Origin of the sequence: Couchioplanes azureus, from assembly GCF_014648355.1 — a bacterium.
Lineage (GTDB): Bacteria > Actinomycetota > Actinomycetes > Mycobacteriales > Micromonosporaceae > Actinoplanes > Actinoplanes azureus.
The window spans coordinates 638355-656410 of the sequence record NZ_BMQY01000001.1; the positions used below are offsets into that span (position 1 = coordinate 638355).

Here is an 18056-nt window from a genome sequence, read left to right on the forward strand (position 1 = left end):
CGAAGCGGTTTCGCCGCACTGTGAGTAGAAGACCCGACTGAGCCGGCCGAGAAGCGGCTTCGCCGCACTGCACAGAGAAACCGGTAAGAGATGTTCGAATACGCTCCCGCGCCCGAGTCCCGCTCGATCGTCGACATCGCACCCTCGTACGGCCTCTTCATCGACGGCGAGTTCGTGCCGCCGGCGTCCTCCGGCGGGGTGTTCAAGACCGTCAACCCCGCCACCGAGGAGGTCCTCGCCGAGGTCTCCACCGCCGGTCCCGAGGACGTCGACCGGGCCGTGGCCGCGGCCCGGCGCGCATTCGGCCCATGGTCCGCGCTGCCCGGCGCCGAGCGCGCCAAGTACCTCTTCCGCATCGCCCGCATCCTCCAGGAGCGCTCGCGCGAGCTGGCGGTTCTCGAGTCGCTCGACAACGGCAAGCCGATCCGGGAGTCCCGCGACGTGGACCTCCCGCTCGCCGCGGCACACTTCTTCTACTACGCCGGCTGGGCCGACAAGCTGAAGTACGCGGGCTTCGGCGACGACCCCCGTCCGCTCGGCGTCGCCGCGCAGGTCATCCCGTGGAACTTCCCGATGCTGATGCTTGCGTGGAAGATCGCCCCGGCGCTGGCCACCGGCAACACCGTGGTGCTCAAGCCGGCCGAGACCACGCCGCTGTCGGCGCTGTTCTTCGCCGACGTCTGCCGCCAGGCCGACCTCCCGCCCGGCGTGGTCAACATCGTCACCGGCGCCGGCGAGACCGGCCGCACCCTGGTCGAGCACCCCGGCGTCGACAAGGTGGCGTTCACCGGATCCACCGAGGTCGGCCGCCAGATCGCCCGGTCGGTCGCGGGCACCCGCAAGCGCCTCACGCTGGAGCTCGGCGGCAAGGCGGCCAACATCGTCTTCGACGACGCGCCGATCGACCAGGCGGTCGAGGGCATCGTCAACGGCATCTTCTTCAACCAGGGGCACGTCTGCTGCGCCGGGTCCCGGCTGCTCATCCAGGAGTCGGCCTACGACGAGGTGATCGAGGCGCTCAAGCGCCGGATGGCCACCCTGCGGGTCGGCGACCCGCTGGACAAGAACACCGACATCGGCGCGATCAACTCGGCGGAGCAGCTGGAGCGCATCCGTACGCTCTCCGACATCGGCGCCGAGGAAGGCGCGGAGCGCTGGTCCCCGCCGTGCGAGCTGCCGGCGCAGGGCTTCTGGTTCGCGCCTACCATCTTCACCGGGGTCACCCAGGCGCACCGGATCGCCCGGGAGGAGATCTTCGGCCCGGTGCTGTCGGTGCTCACCTTCCGTACGCCCGCCGAGGCGATCGAGAAGGCCAACAACACGCCGTACGGGCTGTCGGCCGGCATCTGGACCGAGAAGGGCTCGCAGATCCTCGCCGTCGCCGACAAGCTGCGCGCGGGCGTGGTGTGGGCCAACACGTTCAACAAGTTCGACCCGACCTCCCCCTTCGGGGGATACAAGGAGTCCGGATACGGCCGTGAGGGCGGCCGGCACGGTCTGGAGGCGTACCTTGCCTGAGTCTTCCTCGTCCCGTTCCCGCAAGCCCGGCACCGTGGCCGCCGGAAAGGCCGTCGCGGTCCGGAGGTCGTCCCCGGTCAAGGCCGGAACGACGAAGGCCGTCCCGGCCGCCGTCGCGACCGTGCCCCGACCCGGCGGCGCCGGACGGCTGGCGGTCCGCAAGACCTACAAGCTCTTCATCGGCGGGGCCTTCCCGCGCAGCGAATCAGGACGGACCTATCTCGTGGACGGCGACAACGTCGCGCTCGCCTCCCGCAAGGACGCGCGGGACGCCGTCCTCGCGGCCCGCGCGGCGCAGCCCAAGTGGGCGGGCGCGACCGCCTACAACCGGGGACAGGTGCTCTACCGGGTCGCGGAGATGCTCGAGGCCCGTCATGCCGAGTTCGTCGCCCGCGGCGTCCCGGCCGCCGAGGTGGACGCCGCCGTCGACCGCTGGGTCTGGTACGCCGGCTGGGCCGACAAGATCGCCCAGGTGCACGGCGGCGCCAACCCGGTCGCCGGACCGTTCTTCAACCTCTCCGCTCCCGAGCCGACCGGGGTCGTCGCGGTGGTGGCACCGCCGTCCTTCCTCGGCCTGGTCAGCGTGATCGCCCCGGCGATCGTCACCGGGAACACGGTCGTCGTGCTCGCCGCCGCCCCGCAGGCCGCGATCACCCTCGCCGAGGTGCTGGCCACCTCCGACGTGCCGGGCGGCGTCGTCAACGTCCTCACCGGGTACGCCGCCGAGGTCGCGCCCTGGCTGGCCTCCCACGACGACGTGAACGCGCTGGACCTGACCGGGGTCACCGACCCGGCGCTCGCCGCCGATCTGGAACGCTCCGCCGCCGGCAGCCTCAAGCGGGTCGTCCGTCCGGGCACCGGGCCTGCGGACTTCACCGCGGACCCGGGGCTGGGCGCGATGACGGCACTGCTGGAGACCAAGACCGTCTGGCACCCGAAGGGCTTCTGACCCGCGGGAGGATGTTTCCGACCGCGGTCGGGCTCCTTCCAGGTTGGACCACTAAGGTGTGTGCCCAGACTCACCCGTCCGAACAGCTCGCGAGAACCAACCCGGAGGTCAGTGTGGCCAGCCAGTCGCCCGAAGAGGCCGCAGAAACCTCGTCGGTCAAGGGAGGCCTCTCAGGCCGTGCACTCTGGGACGAGGTCCGGGTGTCGCCGGTCGAGATCGCCATGCCGGGCGGCGTGGCGCTGACGCTCCGGGCGCACCGGAAGGCCTCGGAGCTCACTCCCACCGAGATCGAGACCGACGAGGACGACCCGTTCGAGGCACGCGAGCGCGCCGCCGCCGCGCGCGCCGCCGCGGAGGAAGGCGTGATCGTCGACGACGAGTTCGCCGCGCTCGTCGCCGAGGGGGAGGCCGATCCGAAGGACCGCAAGTCCGGCGACGTCCTGCGCAACGAGGACGGCGAGATCGTCGAGGAGCCCGACCCCGAGGACTTCAAGGACGACGCCGCGGAGGAGGCCGACCTCCAGGCGGGGGATGAGGAGGTGCCCGTCTTCCTGAGCCACCGCGGCAAACTGCTGGCCTTCAAGACCGCCGAGTCGCTGGTCGCCTTCATTCAATCGGGTGCTCCGCACGACCTCGCACAACTCGACACCTGGGAGACGCTCGCCCAGCGGGTACAGTCGTCCGACATCGACCCGCTGCCGGAGGACCGTTACGAGCTGGACCTCGTGGTGGAGAACCTGCGCGGCGGTCACGACACATGGGACCTGCCACTGCTCATCGCCGCGGGCGAGGTGGCCCGCGACCTGGGGCACGCGTTGCGGCTCAAGCCGGTGATCCTGGCCCTGGCGCCGGGATCGCCACTCGACGACCTGGACGAGTCCCTGCGGTCCGCGGAAAGTGGCGGAATGGGCGGTTTCTTCGGTCGCCGCAAGCTCCGTAAAATCGGGGCGCAGCAGGCGAGTCTGGGGTGGCGCTCGGTCATCGGCAAGATCTCTGCGGCTGTGGACTGGCGCGACTGACCCTCACCAGGGACCATCAGTCCTGGCCGGCCGTGCAACTCGGGGTTGGTCGCGAACAACCCTCACCTGGGGAGGAGGACGACGCCGTGGCGCTCGTGCGCGTGTACTGCGGTCTGGCGTCGGCTGATGAGTCGGTGCGCACGGCCTCGGCCGGATCGGCACTGACCGTCGCCGTGGTGGACGACGCGGGCCGGCTGCTCGGCGTCCACGAGATCAGCGACGACCCGGCCGGGTACGCCCAGCTCGGCACGCTGCTCGTGGAGCGGACGAGCGGCTTCGCCGAGGCCGCGGTGGCCGCCGACAGCGACGACCACGTCGTCACCTCCCTGCTGACCGCCGCCGGGCGCCCCCTCGTGGTGGCCGACGACGACTCCGCCGACGACTTCGCCGAGCGCTTCTCCGACGACGACTCCCCGGAGGAGATCGCCGCGCCGACCGCCGCCCGCCGCGCCGTGGGCCTCGCCCGCGCGCTGCAGGCCGGCGCCATCGCGGCCGTCACCATCCCCGCCCCCCGCGAGCTGGTCAGCTACAAGCCGGTGCTCGCCGCCCACATCGCCATGCTCGACGGCCGGCACGCCGCCGCGATGGCCCTGCGCGAGGTGCTGCGCGAGCTGTATCCGGCGGCGCTGCGGGCGTATCCGGACCCCGCGCACCCGCTGGCCCTGGCCGTGCTGGACGCGCTGCCCGAGCCGGGCCGCCTCACCAGCCGCGGCAAGGACGCCCAGCAGGTCGCCGAGGAGGTCGCGGTCGAGCTGACCCGGGCCGGTGCCGGCACCGAGGACCAGGTCGTCTCGGCGGTCACCGCGCTGGTCGTGGCGATCAGCGAGTCGCCCCGCCGCGGCGGCGTCAACAAGGCGCTGGCCCCGGCCGCCGCCGACACCGTCCGGCACGCGGTCGCCGCGGTCCGCTCGTGCGACTCGGCCTGCGAGGCCATGGTCGGCACGCTCGCCGCCCGCGCCGGCCAGCAGGCCGGCACCGCGGGCCGCCGCCAGGCGGGCTCCCGCCGGGCCGCCGAGCCCGACGCCGCCAGCCTGCCCACCCGCACCTCCGGCGCCGCGCGCGTCGGACGCCGCAGCCGCCCGGAGCCCGCCGCTTCCGGCAACGGCCCGGTGACTCCCCGCCCGATGACCTCCCCGCCGGTCGCGCCCGAGCCGGTCACGCCGCCCCCGCTGGCGCCGCGCCCGGTCACGCCGCCGCCGGTGGCCCCGGCCGCCGGCCTGCCGAGCCGCACGCCGAACCCCGCGCCGGCCAGCCGCCCGGTCTCCGTGCCGCCTCCCCCGCCGGGAATGACGCCGATCACGCCGGGCACGCGCCCCTCCTCGGTGCCTCCCGCCGACGCCGGGCAGCCGTTCCGCCCGACGCTGACCAACGCCGCGATGAGCAGCGCCCGCGCCGAACGCCAGCGCACGGTCATCCCGCCGAGCACCCGCAGCAGCGCGACCGACTTCTCGCTGCCCATGCCGGTGCAGCGATCGGCCTCGGAGACGCCCGAGCCCGGCTCCCGCGCCAACTGGCCGCTGCTCAACGGCGACGAGCCGGCCGACTCGGCCGCGCCGGCCACCCCGCCGGCCGCCTCGGTGAGCAGCCCGCCCGCCGACGGCCGCGTCAAGCCGCCGTGGCAGGACATGCCGAAGGAGCCGCCGTCCCTGCGCCTGGTCGACTCCGGCCTGGCGAGCACCTCGGCGGACGTCACGGCGATCACCGAGCCGCCGTCCCTGCGCCTGGTCGACGACCGCGCCGGCCGCAACGGCCGCGCCGCGGCCCGCCGCGCCCCCACGCTGACCGCCCTCGACCGCAGCACCACCCCGCCCGTCCCCGACGAGGGCGACGGCGACCTGCTGATCTTCGCGGCGGCCCGCTCGGCCTGGTTCACCGGTCACGACGAGTCCTCGACGACCTCGGCGGCCGACCTGGACTGGACCAGCCCGATGGACACCGGCTGGCGCGCGGCGGAGAAGGCCGCGGCGCCGGAGGTGGCCGCGGAGACCAAGGCGGGCCTGCCCAAGCGGGTCCCGCAGGCCAACCTGGTGCCGGGCTCGCCGCTGCGCGAGGAGCGGCCGCTGCGCATCGTCCGCGACGCCGCCAGCATCGCGGCACACACCACCGGCTACTTCCGCGGCTGGCGCCGCGGCCAGGAGATCGGCGGCTACGCGATCGGCGGACGCCCGGGACGCGAGTCCGCGGGCGGCTGGGACTTCAGCCGCGACGGCCAGGAGGTCGAGGACTACCGCAACGCGGGCTACCCCAGCCGCTGACCCCGCCCCGCGGCGGCGGTGCCGCACCTCATGCGGTTGCCGCACGCCAAGCGGTTGCCGCACCCAGGCGGGCGGTCCCGCACGCCGGGCGGTCGCTGCACACCAAGCGGTGCCACACCCCAGGCGGTTGCCGCACCCCAGGCGGTGCCACACGCCAAGCGGTTGCCACACGCCAAGCGGTTGCCACACGCCAAGCGGTGTCACACGCCAAGCGGTGTCACACGCCGGACGGTCGCCACACCCCGAGCGGTGCTGCGCGTCGACGCGCAGCGCTTGGTGCTCGAGAGCGGTCCTGCATCGGGTTCGGACGCATGAGCGCAGCACGGGCGGACGTGGTGAAGAGGGCGAAGGCGCAGGAGGCCGCCTCGGAGGCCTAGCCTTCGAGGCCTAGCCTTGGGCGACGTCCGCGAGGCTTTCGCCGCTCAGCGTCGCGCTCAGCGGCTCGCCAGGGGCGTCTGGGTCCGATGAGAACTGTCCTTGCAGGCGGACGGAGCTCACCACGTCGGCGAAGGCCCCTGCGCTCCGCGGGACAGATCATTCTCCCGGCGCGGAGGGACTGCACTTCGTGGTGGGGCCAACGCCGCGGAGACACGCTATGCGGTCACGACCGGAGGGGCAGCAGGTTCGGCGCATGCAAAAGTCCCGCTCTGGCGAGCAGAGCGGGACTTTCGACCGGCTGTCAGGCGGGCGCCACCGCGCGCGACCGGCGCATCGTGAGGACGTACTCGACCAGCGAGATGAGTACGTTCTTCGTCGACTCGCGGTTGCGGGCATCGCAGCTCACCACGGGCACGTCGCTGGAGATCGCGAGGGCGTCGCGAACGTCCTGGGCGTTGTGGTACTGCATGCCGTCGAAGCAGTTGATGGCGACCAGGTACGGCAGCCGCCGGTGCTCGAAGAAGTCGATGGCGGCGAAGCAGTCGGCGAGCCGGCGCGTGTCCACCATGACGACGGCGCCGATCGCGCCCCGCACCAGCTCGTCCCACATGAACCAGAAACGCGTCTGGCCCGGGGTGCCGAAGAGGTACAGGATCAGGTCGCGATCGATGCTGATGCGGCCGAAGTCCATCGCCACGGTGGTCGTCATCTTGCCCGGCACCTGCCGGTTGTCGTCGACGCCCACACCGGCGGAGGTCATGATCGCCTCGGTGGTCAGCGGGGTGATCTCCGAGACGGACCCCACCAGCGTCGTCTTACCGACGCCGAACCCACCGGCGATCACGATCTTCGCCGAGGTCACGCGTCCGGCGGTCGGCCGGCGCGCCATGTCAGAGCCTGCGAAGTCCACTCAGCACCCTTTCCAGCAGTTCCGTACCCACCGCATCGGTCTCATCCTCCAGCGATGTCGGCTCGTAGACCGCCACCAGGCCGTCGTGGGCCATGTCGGCGACGATAACTCGAGCCACCCCGAGCGGTAGTTGCATGCGTGCGGCGATCTCGGCCAGCGACTGCACTCTGCCGCCGTCGCACATCGCCGCGATGTACTGGTGTTCGCTCCCGCCCCGGCCGGTACCGGTGGAACGGCCGCGGACGGTGGTCTCGACGAGCGCTTCCAGCGCGATCTCCAGCTTGGGCCGGGTCCGGCCACGGGTTACGGCGTACGGTCTGACCAGTGCGCCGGTCGGCTCATCGCGTTCGGGCATCGTCACCGCTCACCCCATCCCTAGGCCCATAGAAGTGTCTCGTGTTGTCAAGGTTTTGGACAGATACCGGACGGATCCGGAGAACCATCCGTTCAGCCGAGAACCCCGGCCGCTGAGCGGGGAGCCGGCGTCAGCGCCTCACCCACGCGGTCCACCAGCAGCGCCATCTCGTAGCCCACCTGACCGACGTCGCAGCTCCGGGCCGCCAGCACGGCGAACGAGGAGCCGTCGGAGATCGACATCAGGAAGAGGAACCCGTTGTCCATCTCCACGACGGTCTGCAGTACCGCGCCGCCCTCGAAGCACCGTGCGGCGCCCTGGGTCAGGCTGACCAGACCGGAGGCGATGGCCGCCAGCTGGTCGGCACGATCACGGGGGAGGTCCCGCGAGGCCGCGAGCAGCAGACCGTCGGCGGAGACCGCGATCGCGTGCGCCACCCCGGGAACGCGGTCGGCAAAGTTGGCGAGGAGCCAACCCAGATCCTGCGTACTTGTCATGCCTCATGCTCCTTGCCAGCCTGCGAGGACTGCTGCCCTCCCGGAGTCTCCTCCGGGTTGGTCGATTGATCCTTGGTACGACCCCGCTGCACCCCGCGGTGGTATGCGGACAGCAGCCCGCGCACCGATTCGGGAGTACGGCGTTGAACCGAGGTCTCGGTCCGGTCGACACCGCCCGGAACGAGCTGGGCCATCGGCGTACGGCGCGGCAGACCGGCCGTCGTCGTGGTCTCCACCGGCATCTCGGCGGCCTTGCGGGCGGCCTGCCACCCCTCGTCGGCCGCGGTCTGCCAGGGGTTGACCGGTCCACCGACGCCGGACGTGCCGTTGGCGGCGGCCGAGGTGCCGTTGGCGACCGACCCGTTGGCAGCCGAGCCGGCCGAGCCGTTGGCGACCGAGCCGTTGGCGACCGAGCCGTTGGCGGCGGCGCCCACGGGCGCCGGCTCGCGGTCGGCGTCGCGCTTCTCCGGCGAGGCGGCCTGCTGCGGCACGGCGGCCGTGCGGGCCGGCTCCCCGGTCGAGAAGCGCTGGGTGCTGACCACGTCGTCCTGAGCCTCGGCCGACGGCGCGGGCTCGGAAACCCGGACCTCGGTGGACCGGGACTCGGCCGGACGGGCCGTCGTGAACCAGGCCGACTCGAGCTCCCGGAAGATCGGCAGCTCCATCGTCTCGTCGGAGAACTTCGCCTGACCCTCGCCGGCCCGCTGGCGGGCGGCGGCCTGCGCGGCGGCGATCTGCGCGGCGGCGGTCGCCTGGGCGGCCGCGGCCTGCTGGGTCGCCGCCTCGTGCGCCGCCGCGGCGGCCGCGGCGGACCGCTCGGCGTCGCTCTGCGGCGACGGCGTCGCTTCCGGCGCACCGGACGGGCGGGCGACCTGCGGCTGGGCGCCGGCGCGATCCGCACGGTAGTGCGGGAACTCGGCGGTCAGGTCCAAGGCGGCCGCCAGGCTCTCCGGAACGGGCGGGGTGCCGTGCTCGCGGTCGGCCGACACCGGCGGCCACGCCGGCGGGTTGGCGGCGGCGGGCGGCGACGACATCGGCGTGCCCGACACGGGCGGCGACGACACCGGACGGCCACCCGCGTGCGGCGGGGCCGACAGCGGCCGGTTGACGCTCGGCGGAGCGGAGAGCGGCCGGTTGACGCTCGGCGGGGCCGAGATCGGCGCGCCCGCCACGGGCGGCGACGACACCGGACGGCCACCCGCATGCGGCGGGGCGGACGTCACCGGCGGCGCGGAGACCGGCGGCACGGGCGGCGCGGAGACCGGCGGCACCGGCGGCGCCGAGACCGGCGGCACGAACGGGGACCGGCCCTGCGACTCCGGGCTCGGCGGAAGCTGACGCGGGATGGTGTGCCCGAAGGAGCCCGTCTCGTCCGGCCGGAACGTCTCGCCGTTGCGGCGCTGAGGGAGCACCTCGCCACCGGCGAAGCCCTGGGGGCCGGCCTGCGGCAGCGGCGGGATCGGCTCGTTGCTGCGCGGTCCGTGGTAGCCGTTGGCGCCACCGGCACCGTTGGCGAAGCCGTGCGGCTGACCGCCGAAGCCGTTGGCGGAACCACCCTGGGACGGGCCGCCGAAGCCGTTCGGCGCCTCGAAGCCGTTGGACGACACGCCGGTCAGGTCGGACCAGGCGGGGGCGGAACGGCCGCCGCCGGTGCCGAGCATGCCACCGGTGGGCATCGGCGGGTTCGGGTCGAAGGGACGCCCGCCGGGGTAGCCGCCGCGGCCGTTGGCGCCGCTCTCGAGTGCCAGCGGCGGCTCGCCGAACGAGGGACGGGCCTGCTCCGTGCCGCCGAAGGATCCGGCGCCGGCGCTCGCGCCGGCCGGGACCCGGGCGGCCGTGGCGGACGACACCAGCACGCCGACCGGCAGGCCGACGTCGGCCACCGTGCCGCGCTCGGTGTCGGCCGGGCGCAGCTCGACCTTGACGCCGTGCCGGTTCGCCAGGCGGGCGACCACGACCAGGCCCATCATGCGGGAGACGGCGACGTCCACCATGGGCGGGTTGGCCAGGCGCTCGTTGAGGTCGCGCAGCTGCTCGCGGCTGATGCCGATGCCGCGGTCCTCGACCGAGAGCACCACGCCGTCGCCGAGGCGCCGGGCCTCGACCAGGACGTGCGAGTTCGGCGGGGAGAACGCGGTGGCGTTGTCGAAGAGCTCGGCGACCAGGTGGACCATGTCGTTGACCGCGTGCGCGGACACCTCGATGTCCCGGTCGATCATGCCGAACTCGATCCGGGTGTAGTGCTCCACCTCGGACTGCGCGGCGCGGAGCACGTCGATGAGGGCGGCGGGCTCGCGCTGGACCCGGGTGGAGTCCGCGCCGGCGAGAACGAGGAGGTTCTCGTCGTTGCGGCGCATCCGGGTGGCCAGGTGGTCGAGCTGGAAGAGCTCGGCCAGGCGGTCCGGGTCCTCCTCGCCGCGCTCCAGCCGGTCGAGGTGACCGATGAGCCGGTCGACCAGGATCTGCGAGCGGCGGGCCAGGTTGACGAACATCGTCGAGACGGAGGAGCGGAGTGCGGCCTGCTCGGCCGCGGTGCGGACGGCTTCCAGGTGGACGGCGTTGAACGCCTCGGTCACCTGGCCGAACTCGTCCCGGCTGCGCACCGGCAGCGGCTCGGCGACCTGGTCGGCCACCTGGGCCGGGGTGAGCGAACCGGTCAGCGCGGGGTCGCGCAGCCGCTCGACCGCCTGCGGCAGGCCGAACTGGGCCACGTTGAGCGCGCCCTGGCGCAGCTCGCGCAGCGACCGGGCCATCGACCGGGCGACCAGCCAGGCGAAGACGATGGCGAGCAGCAGCATGCCGAGCAGGACGCTGGTCTCGATGAAGACCCGGCGCTGCACGTCGTCGCGGATGTCGGTGGCCTGGTCGACGATCTGGCCGTCGAGCCGGTTCTCGACGCTGCGGAACAGGTCGTTGTAGCCGATCATCGCGGTTTCCCACTGCTCCCGGTTGAACGGGATCTGCGTGGACTGGTTCGCCGCGAGGTTCTTCAGCGGAGTGGTGAAGTCGGTGGCGTTCCGCTTGGCCGGCCCGCTGATGACGCGCTCGATGAGGGCCTCGTCCTCGTCGCTGGCGACCTGGCGCATCGCCGCGTTGGAGATCTCGAAGCCGGTGTCGGTCAGCAGGAACTCGCGGCGCAGTGCGGTGGTGAAGTCGCCCTTGCCGAGCACCTGGTGCCCGACGTTGCGCTGCTGGGAGATGTAGTCCTTCGCCCGGGCGACGCCGGCGACGACCCGCAGCCGGTCGCTCAGCGTGGTGTCCAGCGCCAGCTGGGCGGACGCGTCCCGCACGTTGAGCAGGTCGTCGATCATCTCGGCGTAGGCGGACTCGATGTCGCCCACCTCGAGGTTGCCGTTGGCCGTCTGGCTGCGGACCGCCGGCAGACCCTCCAGGTTGCGGTCGAGCTTCACGAGAAGCGTGTTGACCTGCGGCGGGATGTCGTCCAGGGCGGCCTTCTGCTGCGAGTACGGCAGCTTGGCGGCATCGACCTTCGGGTGCTCGCGCCGGTAGGAGACGTTGGCGGTCGCGCGTTCGGCGGAGTCCTTGGGGGTCGTCGCGATCATCACCGCGAACGAGCGCTCGTTCTGCAGGTGGTCGACGAGTCCACCAGCCGCCTGGGACAGCACGGACAGCGTCCGGGCGCGCTCGGCGTTGGTGGCCTCGTCGATGTGGTCGATCAGGCCCTGGGTGCCGACGATGATGGTCGCCAGCGTGGGCACCAGCATGATGAGCCCGAGCTTGGACCAGATGGGGAGGTCCCGCAGCCGGCCTGCCGGCCGGCGGAGACGCGACATGACAGCGTTCGCCGTCTTGGGGCGCTTGCTCACGTCACCGTCCTCCTGATTCGGACCCGGTCTTCGGATCACCGGGCACCGCACACGGCCGACTCACCGGTCGGGCCCCCGAGATTCCATCACGACGAGTGTCAAAGAGAAAGAGCAGCCTGACCCGGACCGTTTGTGTGACGCGAAGCGGCGTCCGGAGACGCCGACATCGCCGGCCAGTCATCACTGCTCGTATATGAAAAGTCTCTTAACGTCACTCGCTCCAGTCGGCGCGCCCGGGGATCCGTGCGTGCCGATCTGGCCCGATCTCCTTCGATCGCGCAGCACAGACGATGGCTCGCACAGAAGCCGACGGCAAGGCAAGATGCCGGATTATGCAGTGTTTGTAGACGCCATCTGTCCGAACGGCTGGCCCCCCTGACCGAATCGCCAGTTTCGTGCGACGAAAGTACGCACGTGTCCCTCATGCCGGTTAAAAACGGACTTCACCCCAGCAACTTCGCGTACGCCGGCTTGATCTCGTCGTTGATGATGGCCAGCCGCTCGTCGTACGGGATGAAGGCCGACTTCATCGCGTTGATCGTCAGCCACTGCAGCTCACTCCAGCCCCAGCCGAACGCCTCGGACAGCAGCGCCATCTCCTTCGACATCGACGTGCCGCTCATCAGCCGGTTGTCGGTGTTGACGGTGACCCGGAAGCGCAGGTCCTTCAGCAGGCCGATGGGGTGCTCGGCGATCGAGGCGGCCGCGCCGGTCTGCACGTTGGAGGACGGGCACAGCTCCAGCGGGATGCGCTTGTCGCGGACGTACGACGCCAGCCGTCCCAGCTTCCCGGCGGTGATGTCGTCCACGATCCGTACCCCGTGGCCCAGCCGGTCCGCACCGCACCACTGGATGGCCTGCCAGATCGACGGCAGGCCGAAGGCCTCGCCCGCGTGGATCGTGAAGTGGAAGTTCTCCCGCTGCAGATACTCGAAGGCGTCCAGGTGCCGGGTGGGCGGGAAGCCGGCCTCGGCGCCGGCGATGTCGAAGCCGACGACGCCCTGGTCCCGGTAGCGCACCGCCAGCTCGGCGATCTCCTGGGAGCGGGCCGCGTGCCGCATCGCGGTCAGCAGCGTGCCGACGCGGATCCGCCGGCCCTGGGCCGCCGCCTCGGCGGTGCCCTCCTGGAAGCCCGCGTGCACCGCGTCGACCACCTGGTCGAGGGTCAGGCCGGACTCGAGGTGCTGCTCGGGCGCGTACCGGATCTCGGCGTAGACGACGCCGTCGGCGGCGAGGTCGAGGGCGCATTCCTTGGCGACCCGGTGCAGGCCTTCCTCGGTCTGCATGACCGCGACCGTGTGCGCGAAGGTCTCCAGGTAGCGTTCCAGCGACCCCGAGTCGGCGGCGGCGACGAACCATTCACCCAGCCGCGCCGGGTCGGTCTCGGGCAGTTGGTGCCCGACGGCGTCCGCCAGCTCCACGATCGTCGCGGGGCGCAACCCGCCGTCGAGGTGGTCGTGCAGGAGAGCCTTGGGGGCTTTGACTATGTCGTCGTAGGAGATGGCAGTCATCAGCAGATGTTAGAGGGGCGCGGCAGATGATCGACGGCGCATTGCCATACCTGCGGTGCCCAGTGTGTGGCGGAACACTCGCGCGCCCGGTCGAACGGGCCCTGCGCTGCCCGGCCGGGCACTCTTTCGACATCGCCCGGCAGGGGTACGTCAACCTGACGGCCGGAAGGTCGCCCCACTCGGGCGACTCGGCCGAGATGATCGCGGACCGGGAGGCCTTCCTCGCCGAGGGCCACTACGACTTCATCGCCCAGGCGCTGGCCGCGGCGGCGGATCCGGCCGATGGCCTGGTCCTCGACGCCGGCACGGGCACCGGCAGCTATCTGGCCGGGTTCCTGGACGCCCATCCGGCCGCCCAGGGGCTGGGCATCGATGTCTCCAAGCCCGCCCTGCGCCGCGCCGCCCGCGCGCACGACCGGGCCGCGGCCGCCCTCGCCGACCTGTGGCGCCCGATCCCGGTGGCCGACGCCTCGGCGAGCGTGATCCTGAACGTCTTCGCCCCGCGCAACGGCCCGGAGTTCCACCGCGTCCTGCGCCCCGGCGGGCTGCTGCTGGTCGTCACCCCGGCCGCGGACCATCTCGCCGAGCTGATCGCCGAGTTCGGCATGATCAAGGTCGACCCGGACAAGGCCGGGCGGGTGGCGGGCGCGCTCGGCGCCGGGTTCGCCGTGGAGAGCACCTCGCGGCAGCGCCGCGCATTGCGGTTGTCGGCGGCGGAGACCCGTACGTTGATCGGGATGACACCGAGTGCCCGGCATGTGCCGCGCGACGCGGCCGGGACCCACGACGTGACCGCGGCCGTTGATCTGACCGTCTATCGACGGGTCTAGACCGAGAGGTCGACCTCTTCCCACTCCGGCGGGGCGCCGTGGTACGGGCCGGAGAACAGCACCGCCCACTCCAGGGCCCACCGCCGCTGCCCCACGGCGTTGCTGTCGACCTCGCCCGGCGGGCGCACGCCGTGCCGCTCGGCCTCCTGGAACGCCCAGTCGAGGCAGTAGTAGAGGTCGAGCAGCACCGCCGCCTCGACGGCGTCGCGCGGCGCCACCAACGACCGTGACCGCCACTCGTTGAACAGCTCCCCGCCGGGCAGGTCCGGCATCTGCCGCATGAACCTCTCCTCCGGCGGCGCCGTCGGGTCGAGGTGACGGCTCAGCCCGAGCAGCCACGCCAGGGCGAACACCGCGTCGTGGTGCAGCACGAACGAGCGGTGGTCGCCCCGGTCACCGGCGACGAACTGCCACTCCGGCGGCGTGACGAAATCCACCAGCTTGGAGGCGAGCAGCCAGCTCATCGCGGTCTCGGCGGGCATGCCGAAGCACCGGCCCACCACCACGTGCAGCACCGCGGCCCGGGCCTCCAGCTCCGCCGTGGGCCGCAGCTCCACGCCGTCCCCCGGCTCCCAGACCAGCGGGAACGCCGGCGGCGGCAGCGGCAGGCCGAGCCGCCGGAGCTCGTCCAGGCTGGCGTCGCGTACCGCTCGGGGGTCGGGGGCCGCCTTCATGACCGCTCAGGCTATGCGGTCGAGGAGCAGCCGCCCAGGCTCGGGCGCCTCCTGCGCGATGCGGATCGCGCCGGCCGCGTCGGCCTGCGCGGCCGGGATCCGGCCGGGCTCGTCGGTACGCAGCTCCAGCAGCACGTCGCCCGCGCTCACCCGGTCGCCGGGACGCACCTTGAGCACCACGCCGGCGCCGGCGCTCACCGGGTCCTCCTTGCGGGCCCGGCCGGCACCCAGCCGCCAGGCCGCCAGGCCGACGCCGAGCGCGTCCACCGACGCCACCACGCCGTCCTCGGTGGCGCGCAGGAACTCCGTCTCGCGGGCGACCGGCAGCGGCGCGTCCGGGTCGCCGCCCTGGGCGCGGATCATCGCCTTCCACGAGTCCATGGCGGCGCCGGAGCGCAGCGCCTCGGCCGGGTCGGCGTCGATGCCGGCCGCGGCGAGCATCTCCCGGGCCAGCGCGAGGGTCAGCTCGACCACGTCGGCCGGTCCGCCGCCGGCGAGCACCTCCACCGACTCCTCCACCTCGATGGCGTTGCCGATGGTGAGGCCCAGGGGCGTGTTCATGTCGGTGAGCAGGGCGACCGTCTTGACGCCGTGCGCCCCGCCCAGCTCGACCATGGTCCGGGCCAGCTCGCGGGCCATGTCCAGGTCCTTCATGAAGGCACCGGTGCCGACCTTCACGTCCAGGACCAGCGCGCCGGTGCCCTCGGCGATCTTCTTGCTCATGATCGAGCTGGCGATCAGCGGGATCGCCTCGACCGTGCCGGTGACGTCGCGCAGGGCGTACAGCTTGCGGTCGGCCGGAGCGAGGCCCTCGCCGGCCGCGCAGATGACCGCGCCGATGTCCTGCAGCTGCCGGACGAACTCGTCGTTGCCGAGCCGGGCGCGCCAGCCCGGCACCGACTCGAGCTTGTCGAGGGTGCCGCCGGTGTGACCGAGGCCCCGGCCGGAGAGCTGCGGCACGGCGGCGCCGCAGGCGGCCACCAGCGGGGTGAGCGGCAGGGTGATCTTGTCGCCGACGCCGCCGGTGGAGTGCTTGTCGACCGTCGGGCGGGACACCGCGGACAGGTCGAGCCGCTCACCGCTGGCGATCATCGCGGCGGTCCAGCGCGCGATCTCGCCCGGCGCCATGCCGCGCAGCAGGATCGCCATGGCGAGGGCGGACATCTGCTCGTCGGCGACGACGCCCTTCGTGTACGCGTCGACGACCCAGTCGATCTGCGCGTCGGACAGCGGGTGCCCGTCGCGCTTCGCCCGGATGACGTCAACAGCCGCGAACTCCGTCATTGTTGCTCCCACATAGCGCCGATGCCTTCCGGCGGTTCACCTTCGCCGGCCCACGAGAGCCCGCCTTCCGCGTCCACCACGACCACCCGGGACGTACGGGTGCGACCCCAGGTCACCGCCGCGGCGGCGCTGGGGAAGATCGGGCCCTCCTCGAGGATGCCCTTGTCGGCGTCGCTCTCCTCGGGGCTGCCCCCGGAGCGCTCCCAGTATCCGGTCCACACCTGGGTGCCGCCGGAGAGGTCCGGGTGCACGAAGACCGTGCCGCGGCCGCGCCACCGGGCGAGCTGGGCCGGCACCTCCGGCACCGCGGCCGCGCCGGTGACCCGGTCGATGTCCTCGGGGCCGAACGCGTGCGGCAGGAGCTCGGAGACCTTCAGCGGCCGGGGCAGCGCCTCGACCAGGCAGTCCGGGCCGCCGTGCTCGTAGAGCAGCTGACGGCAGCGCCCGCACGGCATGCACGGCTGCCCGGTGGCGTCGACGCACGACACGGCGACCAGCCGGCCTCCGCCCGTGGCGTGCAGCGAGCTGACCAGCCCGCACTCCGCGCAGAGGGTCAGGCCGTACGACGCGTTCTCCACGTTGCATCCCACGACCACGCGGCCGTCGTCCACCAGCGCGGCCACTCCGACGGGAAAGTCGGAGTAGGGCGCGTACGCGTGCCGCATCGCCTCGACGGCCGCGGCCCGCAGCGATCCCCAGTCGATCTCCATGCCGCCGATTCTGCCCCACACCCTTACGGTGCGGACCGGCTCCCCTGATCGGCCGGTCCGCACCCGCGGATCAACTCTTGATGTACGGCTGGCCGTCGGCCGCCGGGGCCCGCACGCGGCCCACCAGGCCCGCCACCGCGACGATGGTCGCCAGGTACGGCAGCATGTTGAGGAACTGGCTGGGCACCGGGCTACCGACCGCGCTCAGGTACGTGGCCAGCTTCTGCGCGAAGCCGAAGAACAGCGCCGCGCCCAGCGCCCCGAACGGCGTCCAGCGGCCGAAGATCAGGGCGGCCAGCGCGATGAAGCCCGCGCCCGCCGTCATGTTCTTGTTGAAGCTGCCGGTCGCCGCCAGGGTGAAGTACGCACCGCCGGCACCCGCGATCAGGCCGCCGATGAGCACGTTCAGGTAGCGCAGGCCGCGCACCCGGATGCCGACGGTGTCCGCCGCCGTCGGGTGCTCGCCGACCGCCCGGGTACGCAGACCCCAGCGGGTGCGCGAGAGCCCGAAGTGCACCACGAAGACCAGGATCAGCGCGAGGAAGACCAGCCCGTTGGTCTGGAACAGCACCGGCCCGACGACGGGGATGTCGGACAGGACCGGGACGCTCCACTCGGGCATCTTCGGCGGCTGGTTGTACGACTGGGCGTCGGGCTGCATCAGCCGCTCGTAGAGGAACCCGGTCACGCCGAGCGCGAGCAGGTTGAGCACGATGCCGACGACCACCTGGTCGACGAGGTAGCGGATGGCCAGCACGGCCAGGATCGCCGCGATCAGCACGCCGCCGAGGGCCGCGCTCAGCACGCCGGCCCACACGCTGGTGGCCATCGTGCCGACCAGGGCGGCGCCGAACGCGCCCATGAGGAACTGGCCCTCGATCGCCACGTTGACCACGCCGGAACGCTCACCAAGGACCCCGGCCAGGGCGCCGAGGATCAGCGGCACGGCCAGCTCCAGGGTGCCGCTGGCGGTGTCCACGAGCGGCAGGAACTTGCCCGCCACCTGCCAGCACAGGAACGACAGGACGAAGGTCAGGATGCCCAGGCAGAGCACCCACGTCTGGTACTTGCGGAGCAGGCCGGCCAGCAGCACGGCGCCCGCCACCAGCGAGACGATGCCGAAGAGGATCGCCCCGAACTGGCCGTTGATCGACAGCGCGGCGCCCTCGGCGTCCTCGCTGAGCGTGAACCGGGCGGTCTCCGAGGCCGCGAGGGCACCGAAGACCATCGTCGCCACGAGGCCGATGAACACCACGCCAACGCCGAGGCGCCGCTGCCGGTCCCAGAACCGCGCGGGCGCCGCGGCCGTCACCGTCTCTTCCACTGTCGCCGTCGACAC

Annotated in this window: 14 protein-coding genes; 5 read left to right on the top strand and 9 right to left on the bottom strand. The window is 72.7% G+C overall.

The features are described 5' to 3' along the window. Positions 1-90: 90 nt before the first annotated feature. The 4 genes from IEY99_RS02955 to IEY99_RS02970 all read left to right on the top strand — a co-directional run bounded on the left by IEY99_RS02955 (position 91) and on the right by IEY99_RS02970 (position 5741). On the top strand, positions 91-1518 hold the full coding sequence (locus tag IEY99_RS02955; RefSeq protein ID WP_189199100.1) for an aldehyde dehydrogenase family protein: 1428 nt from the start codon (positions 91-93) through the stop codon (positions 1516-1518). A gap of 121 nt (positions 1519-1639) precedes the next feature. Then, positions 1640-2467, top strand: coding sequence for an aldehyde dehydrogenase family protein (locus IEY99_RS02960; RefSeq protein ID WP_189200556.1), 828 nt, complete (start codon positions 1640-1642; stop codon positions 2465-2467). A gap of 113 nt (positions 2468-2580) precedes the next feature. Continuing rightward, a complete protein-coding gene (locus IEY99_RS02965; protein WP_189199101.1) occupies positions 2581-3486 on the top strand; it encodes a SatS C-terminal domain-containing protein in 906 nt (301 codons plus the stop codon). An 86-nt stretch (positions 3487-3572) separates the two neighbouring features. After that, complete coding sequence (locus tag IEY99_RS02970) at positions 3573-5741, top strand: transposase (RefSeq protein WP_229798048.1); 2169 nt, start codon at positions 3573-3575, stop codon at positions 5739-5741. 679 nt (positions 5742-6420) lie between these two features. On the opposite strand, the gene IEY99_RS02975 is transcribed toward IEY99_RS02970, so the two are convergent. The 5 genes from IEY99_RS02975 to IEY99_RS02995 all read right to left on the bottom strand — a co-directional run bounded on the left by IEY99_RS02975 (position 6421) and on the right by IEY99_RS02995 (position 13219). Further along, positions 6421-7008: a GTP-binding protein gene (locus IEY99_RS02975; protein WP_189199103.1), complete on the bottom strand. Its 588-nt coding sequence runs from the start codon at positions 7006-7008 to the stop codon at positions 6421-6423. 1 nt (position 7009) lies between these two features. After that, positions 7010-7384, bottom strand: coding sequence for a DUF742 domain-containing protein (locus IEY99_RS02980; RefSeq protein WP_071807367.1), 375 nt, complete (start codon positions 7382-7384; stop codon positions 7010-7012). 92 nt (positions 7385-7476) lie between these two features. Further along, a complete protein-coding gene (locus tag IEY99_RS02985) occupies positions 7477-7881 on the bottom strand; it encodes a roadblock/LC7 domain-containing protein (RefSeq protein WP_014447580.1) in 405 nt (134 codons plus the stop codon). After that, positions 7878-11708 (bottom strand): sensor histidine kinase, encoded by a 3831-nt coding sequence (locus tag IEY99_RS02990; protein WP_189199104.1) that lies wholly within the window; start codon positions 11706-11708, stop codon positions 7878-7880. Before IEY99_RS02990 ends, IEY99_RS02985 begins: the two co-directional genes overlap by 4 nt. Positions 11709-12151: 443 nt before the next feature. Further along, entirely contained in the window at positions 12152-13219 is a 1068-nt protein-coding gene (locus IEY99_RS02995) for an adenosine deaminase (RefSeq protein WP_189199105.1), read from the bottom strand. Positions 13220-13245: 26 nt separating this feature from the next. On the opposite strand from IEY99_RS02995, the gene IEY99_RS03000 reads away from it, so the two are divergent. After that, positions 13246-14049 (top strand): putative RNA methyltransferase, encoded by an 804-nt coding sequence (locus IEY99_RS03000; protein WP_189199106.1) that lies wholly within the window; start codon positions 13246-13248, stop codon positions 14047-14049. On the opposite strand, the gene IEY99_RS03005 is transcribed toward IEY99_RS03000, so the two are convergent. The 4 genes from IEY99_RS03005 to IEY99_RS03020 form a co-directional block, all read right to left on the bottom strand. Further along, the gene (locus tag IEY99_RS03005; RefSeq protein ID WP_189199107.1) at positions 14046-14723 is read right to left on the bottom strand and encodes a DUF4272 domain-containing protein; all 678 of its coding nucleotides are present in this window, start codon (positions 14721-14723) and stop codon (positions 14046-14048) included. The genes IEY99_RS03000 and IEY99_RS03005 overlap by 4 nt on opposite strands. A gap of 6 nt (positions 14724-14729) precedes the next feature. Beyond that, a complete protein-coding gene (locus tag IEY99_RS03010) occupies positions 14730-16007 on the bottom strand; it encodes a thymidine phosphorylase (protein ID WP_189199108.1) in 1278 nt (425 codons plus the stop codon). Continuing rightward, positions 16004-16717 (bottom strand): cytidine deaminase, encoded by a 714-nt coding sequence (locus IEY99_RS03015; protein WP_189199109.1) that lies wholly within the window; start codon positions 16715-16717, stop codon positions 16004-16006. Before IEY99_RS03015 ends, IEY99_RS03010 begins: the two co-directional genes overlap by 4 nt. Before the next feature lie 70 nt (positions 16718-16787). Next, positions 16788-18056, bottom strand: coding sequence for an ABC transporter permease (locus IEY99_RS03020; protein ID WP_189199110.1), 1269 nt, complete (start codon positions 18054-18056; stop codon positions 16788-16790).

Bases quoted from the DNA above. Each gene is read 5' to 3' on its own strand.
- IEY99_RS03000 (WP_189199106.1), top strand. From the start codon at position 13,246: ATGATCGACGGCGCATTGCCATACCTGCGGTGCCCAGTGTGTGGCGGA.
- IEY99_RS03005 (WP_189199107.1), bottom strand. From the start codon at position 14,723: ATGAAGGCGGCCCCCGACCCCCGAGCGGTACGCGACGCCAGCCTGGAC.
- IEY99_RS03010 (WP_189199108.1), bottom strand. From the start codon at position 16,007: ATGACGGAGTTCGCGGCTGTTGACGTCATCCGGGCGAAGCGCGACGGG.
- IEY99_RS02995 (WP_189199105.1), bottom strand. From the start codon at position 13,219: ATGACTGCCATCTCCTACGACGACATAGTCAAAGCCCCCAAGGCTCTC.
- IEY99_RS02980 (WP_071807367.1), bottom strand. From the start codon at position 7,384: ATGCCCGAACGCGATGAGCCGACCGGCGCACTGGTCAGACCGTACGCC.
- IEY99_RS02975 (WP_189199103.1), bottom strand. From the start codon at position 7,008: ATGGCGCGCCGGCCGACCGCCGGACGCGTGACCTCGGCGAAGATCGTG.
- IEY99_RS02955 (WP_189199100.1), top strand. From the start codon at position 91: ATGTTCGAATACGCTCCCGCGCCCGAGTCCCGCTCGATCGTCGACATC.
- IEY99_RS02985 (WP_014447580.1), bottom strand. From the start codon at position 7,881: ATGACAAGTACGCAGGATCTGGGTTGGCTCCTCGCCAACTTTGCCGAC.
- IEY99_RS03015 (WP_189199109.1), bottom strand. From the start codon at position 16,717: ATGGAGATCGACTGGGGATCGCTGCGGGCCGCGGCCGTCGAGGCGATG.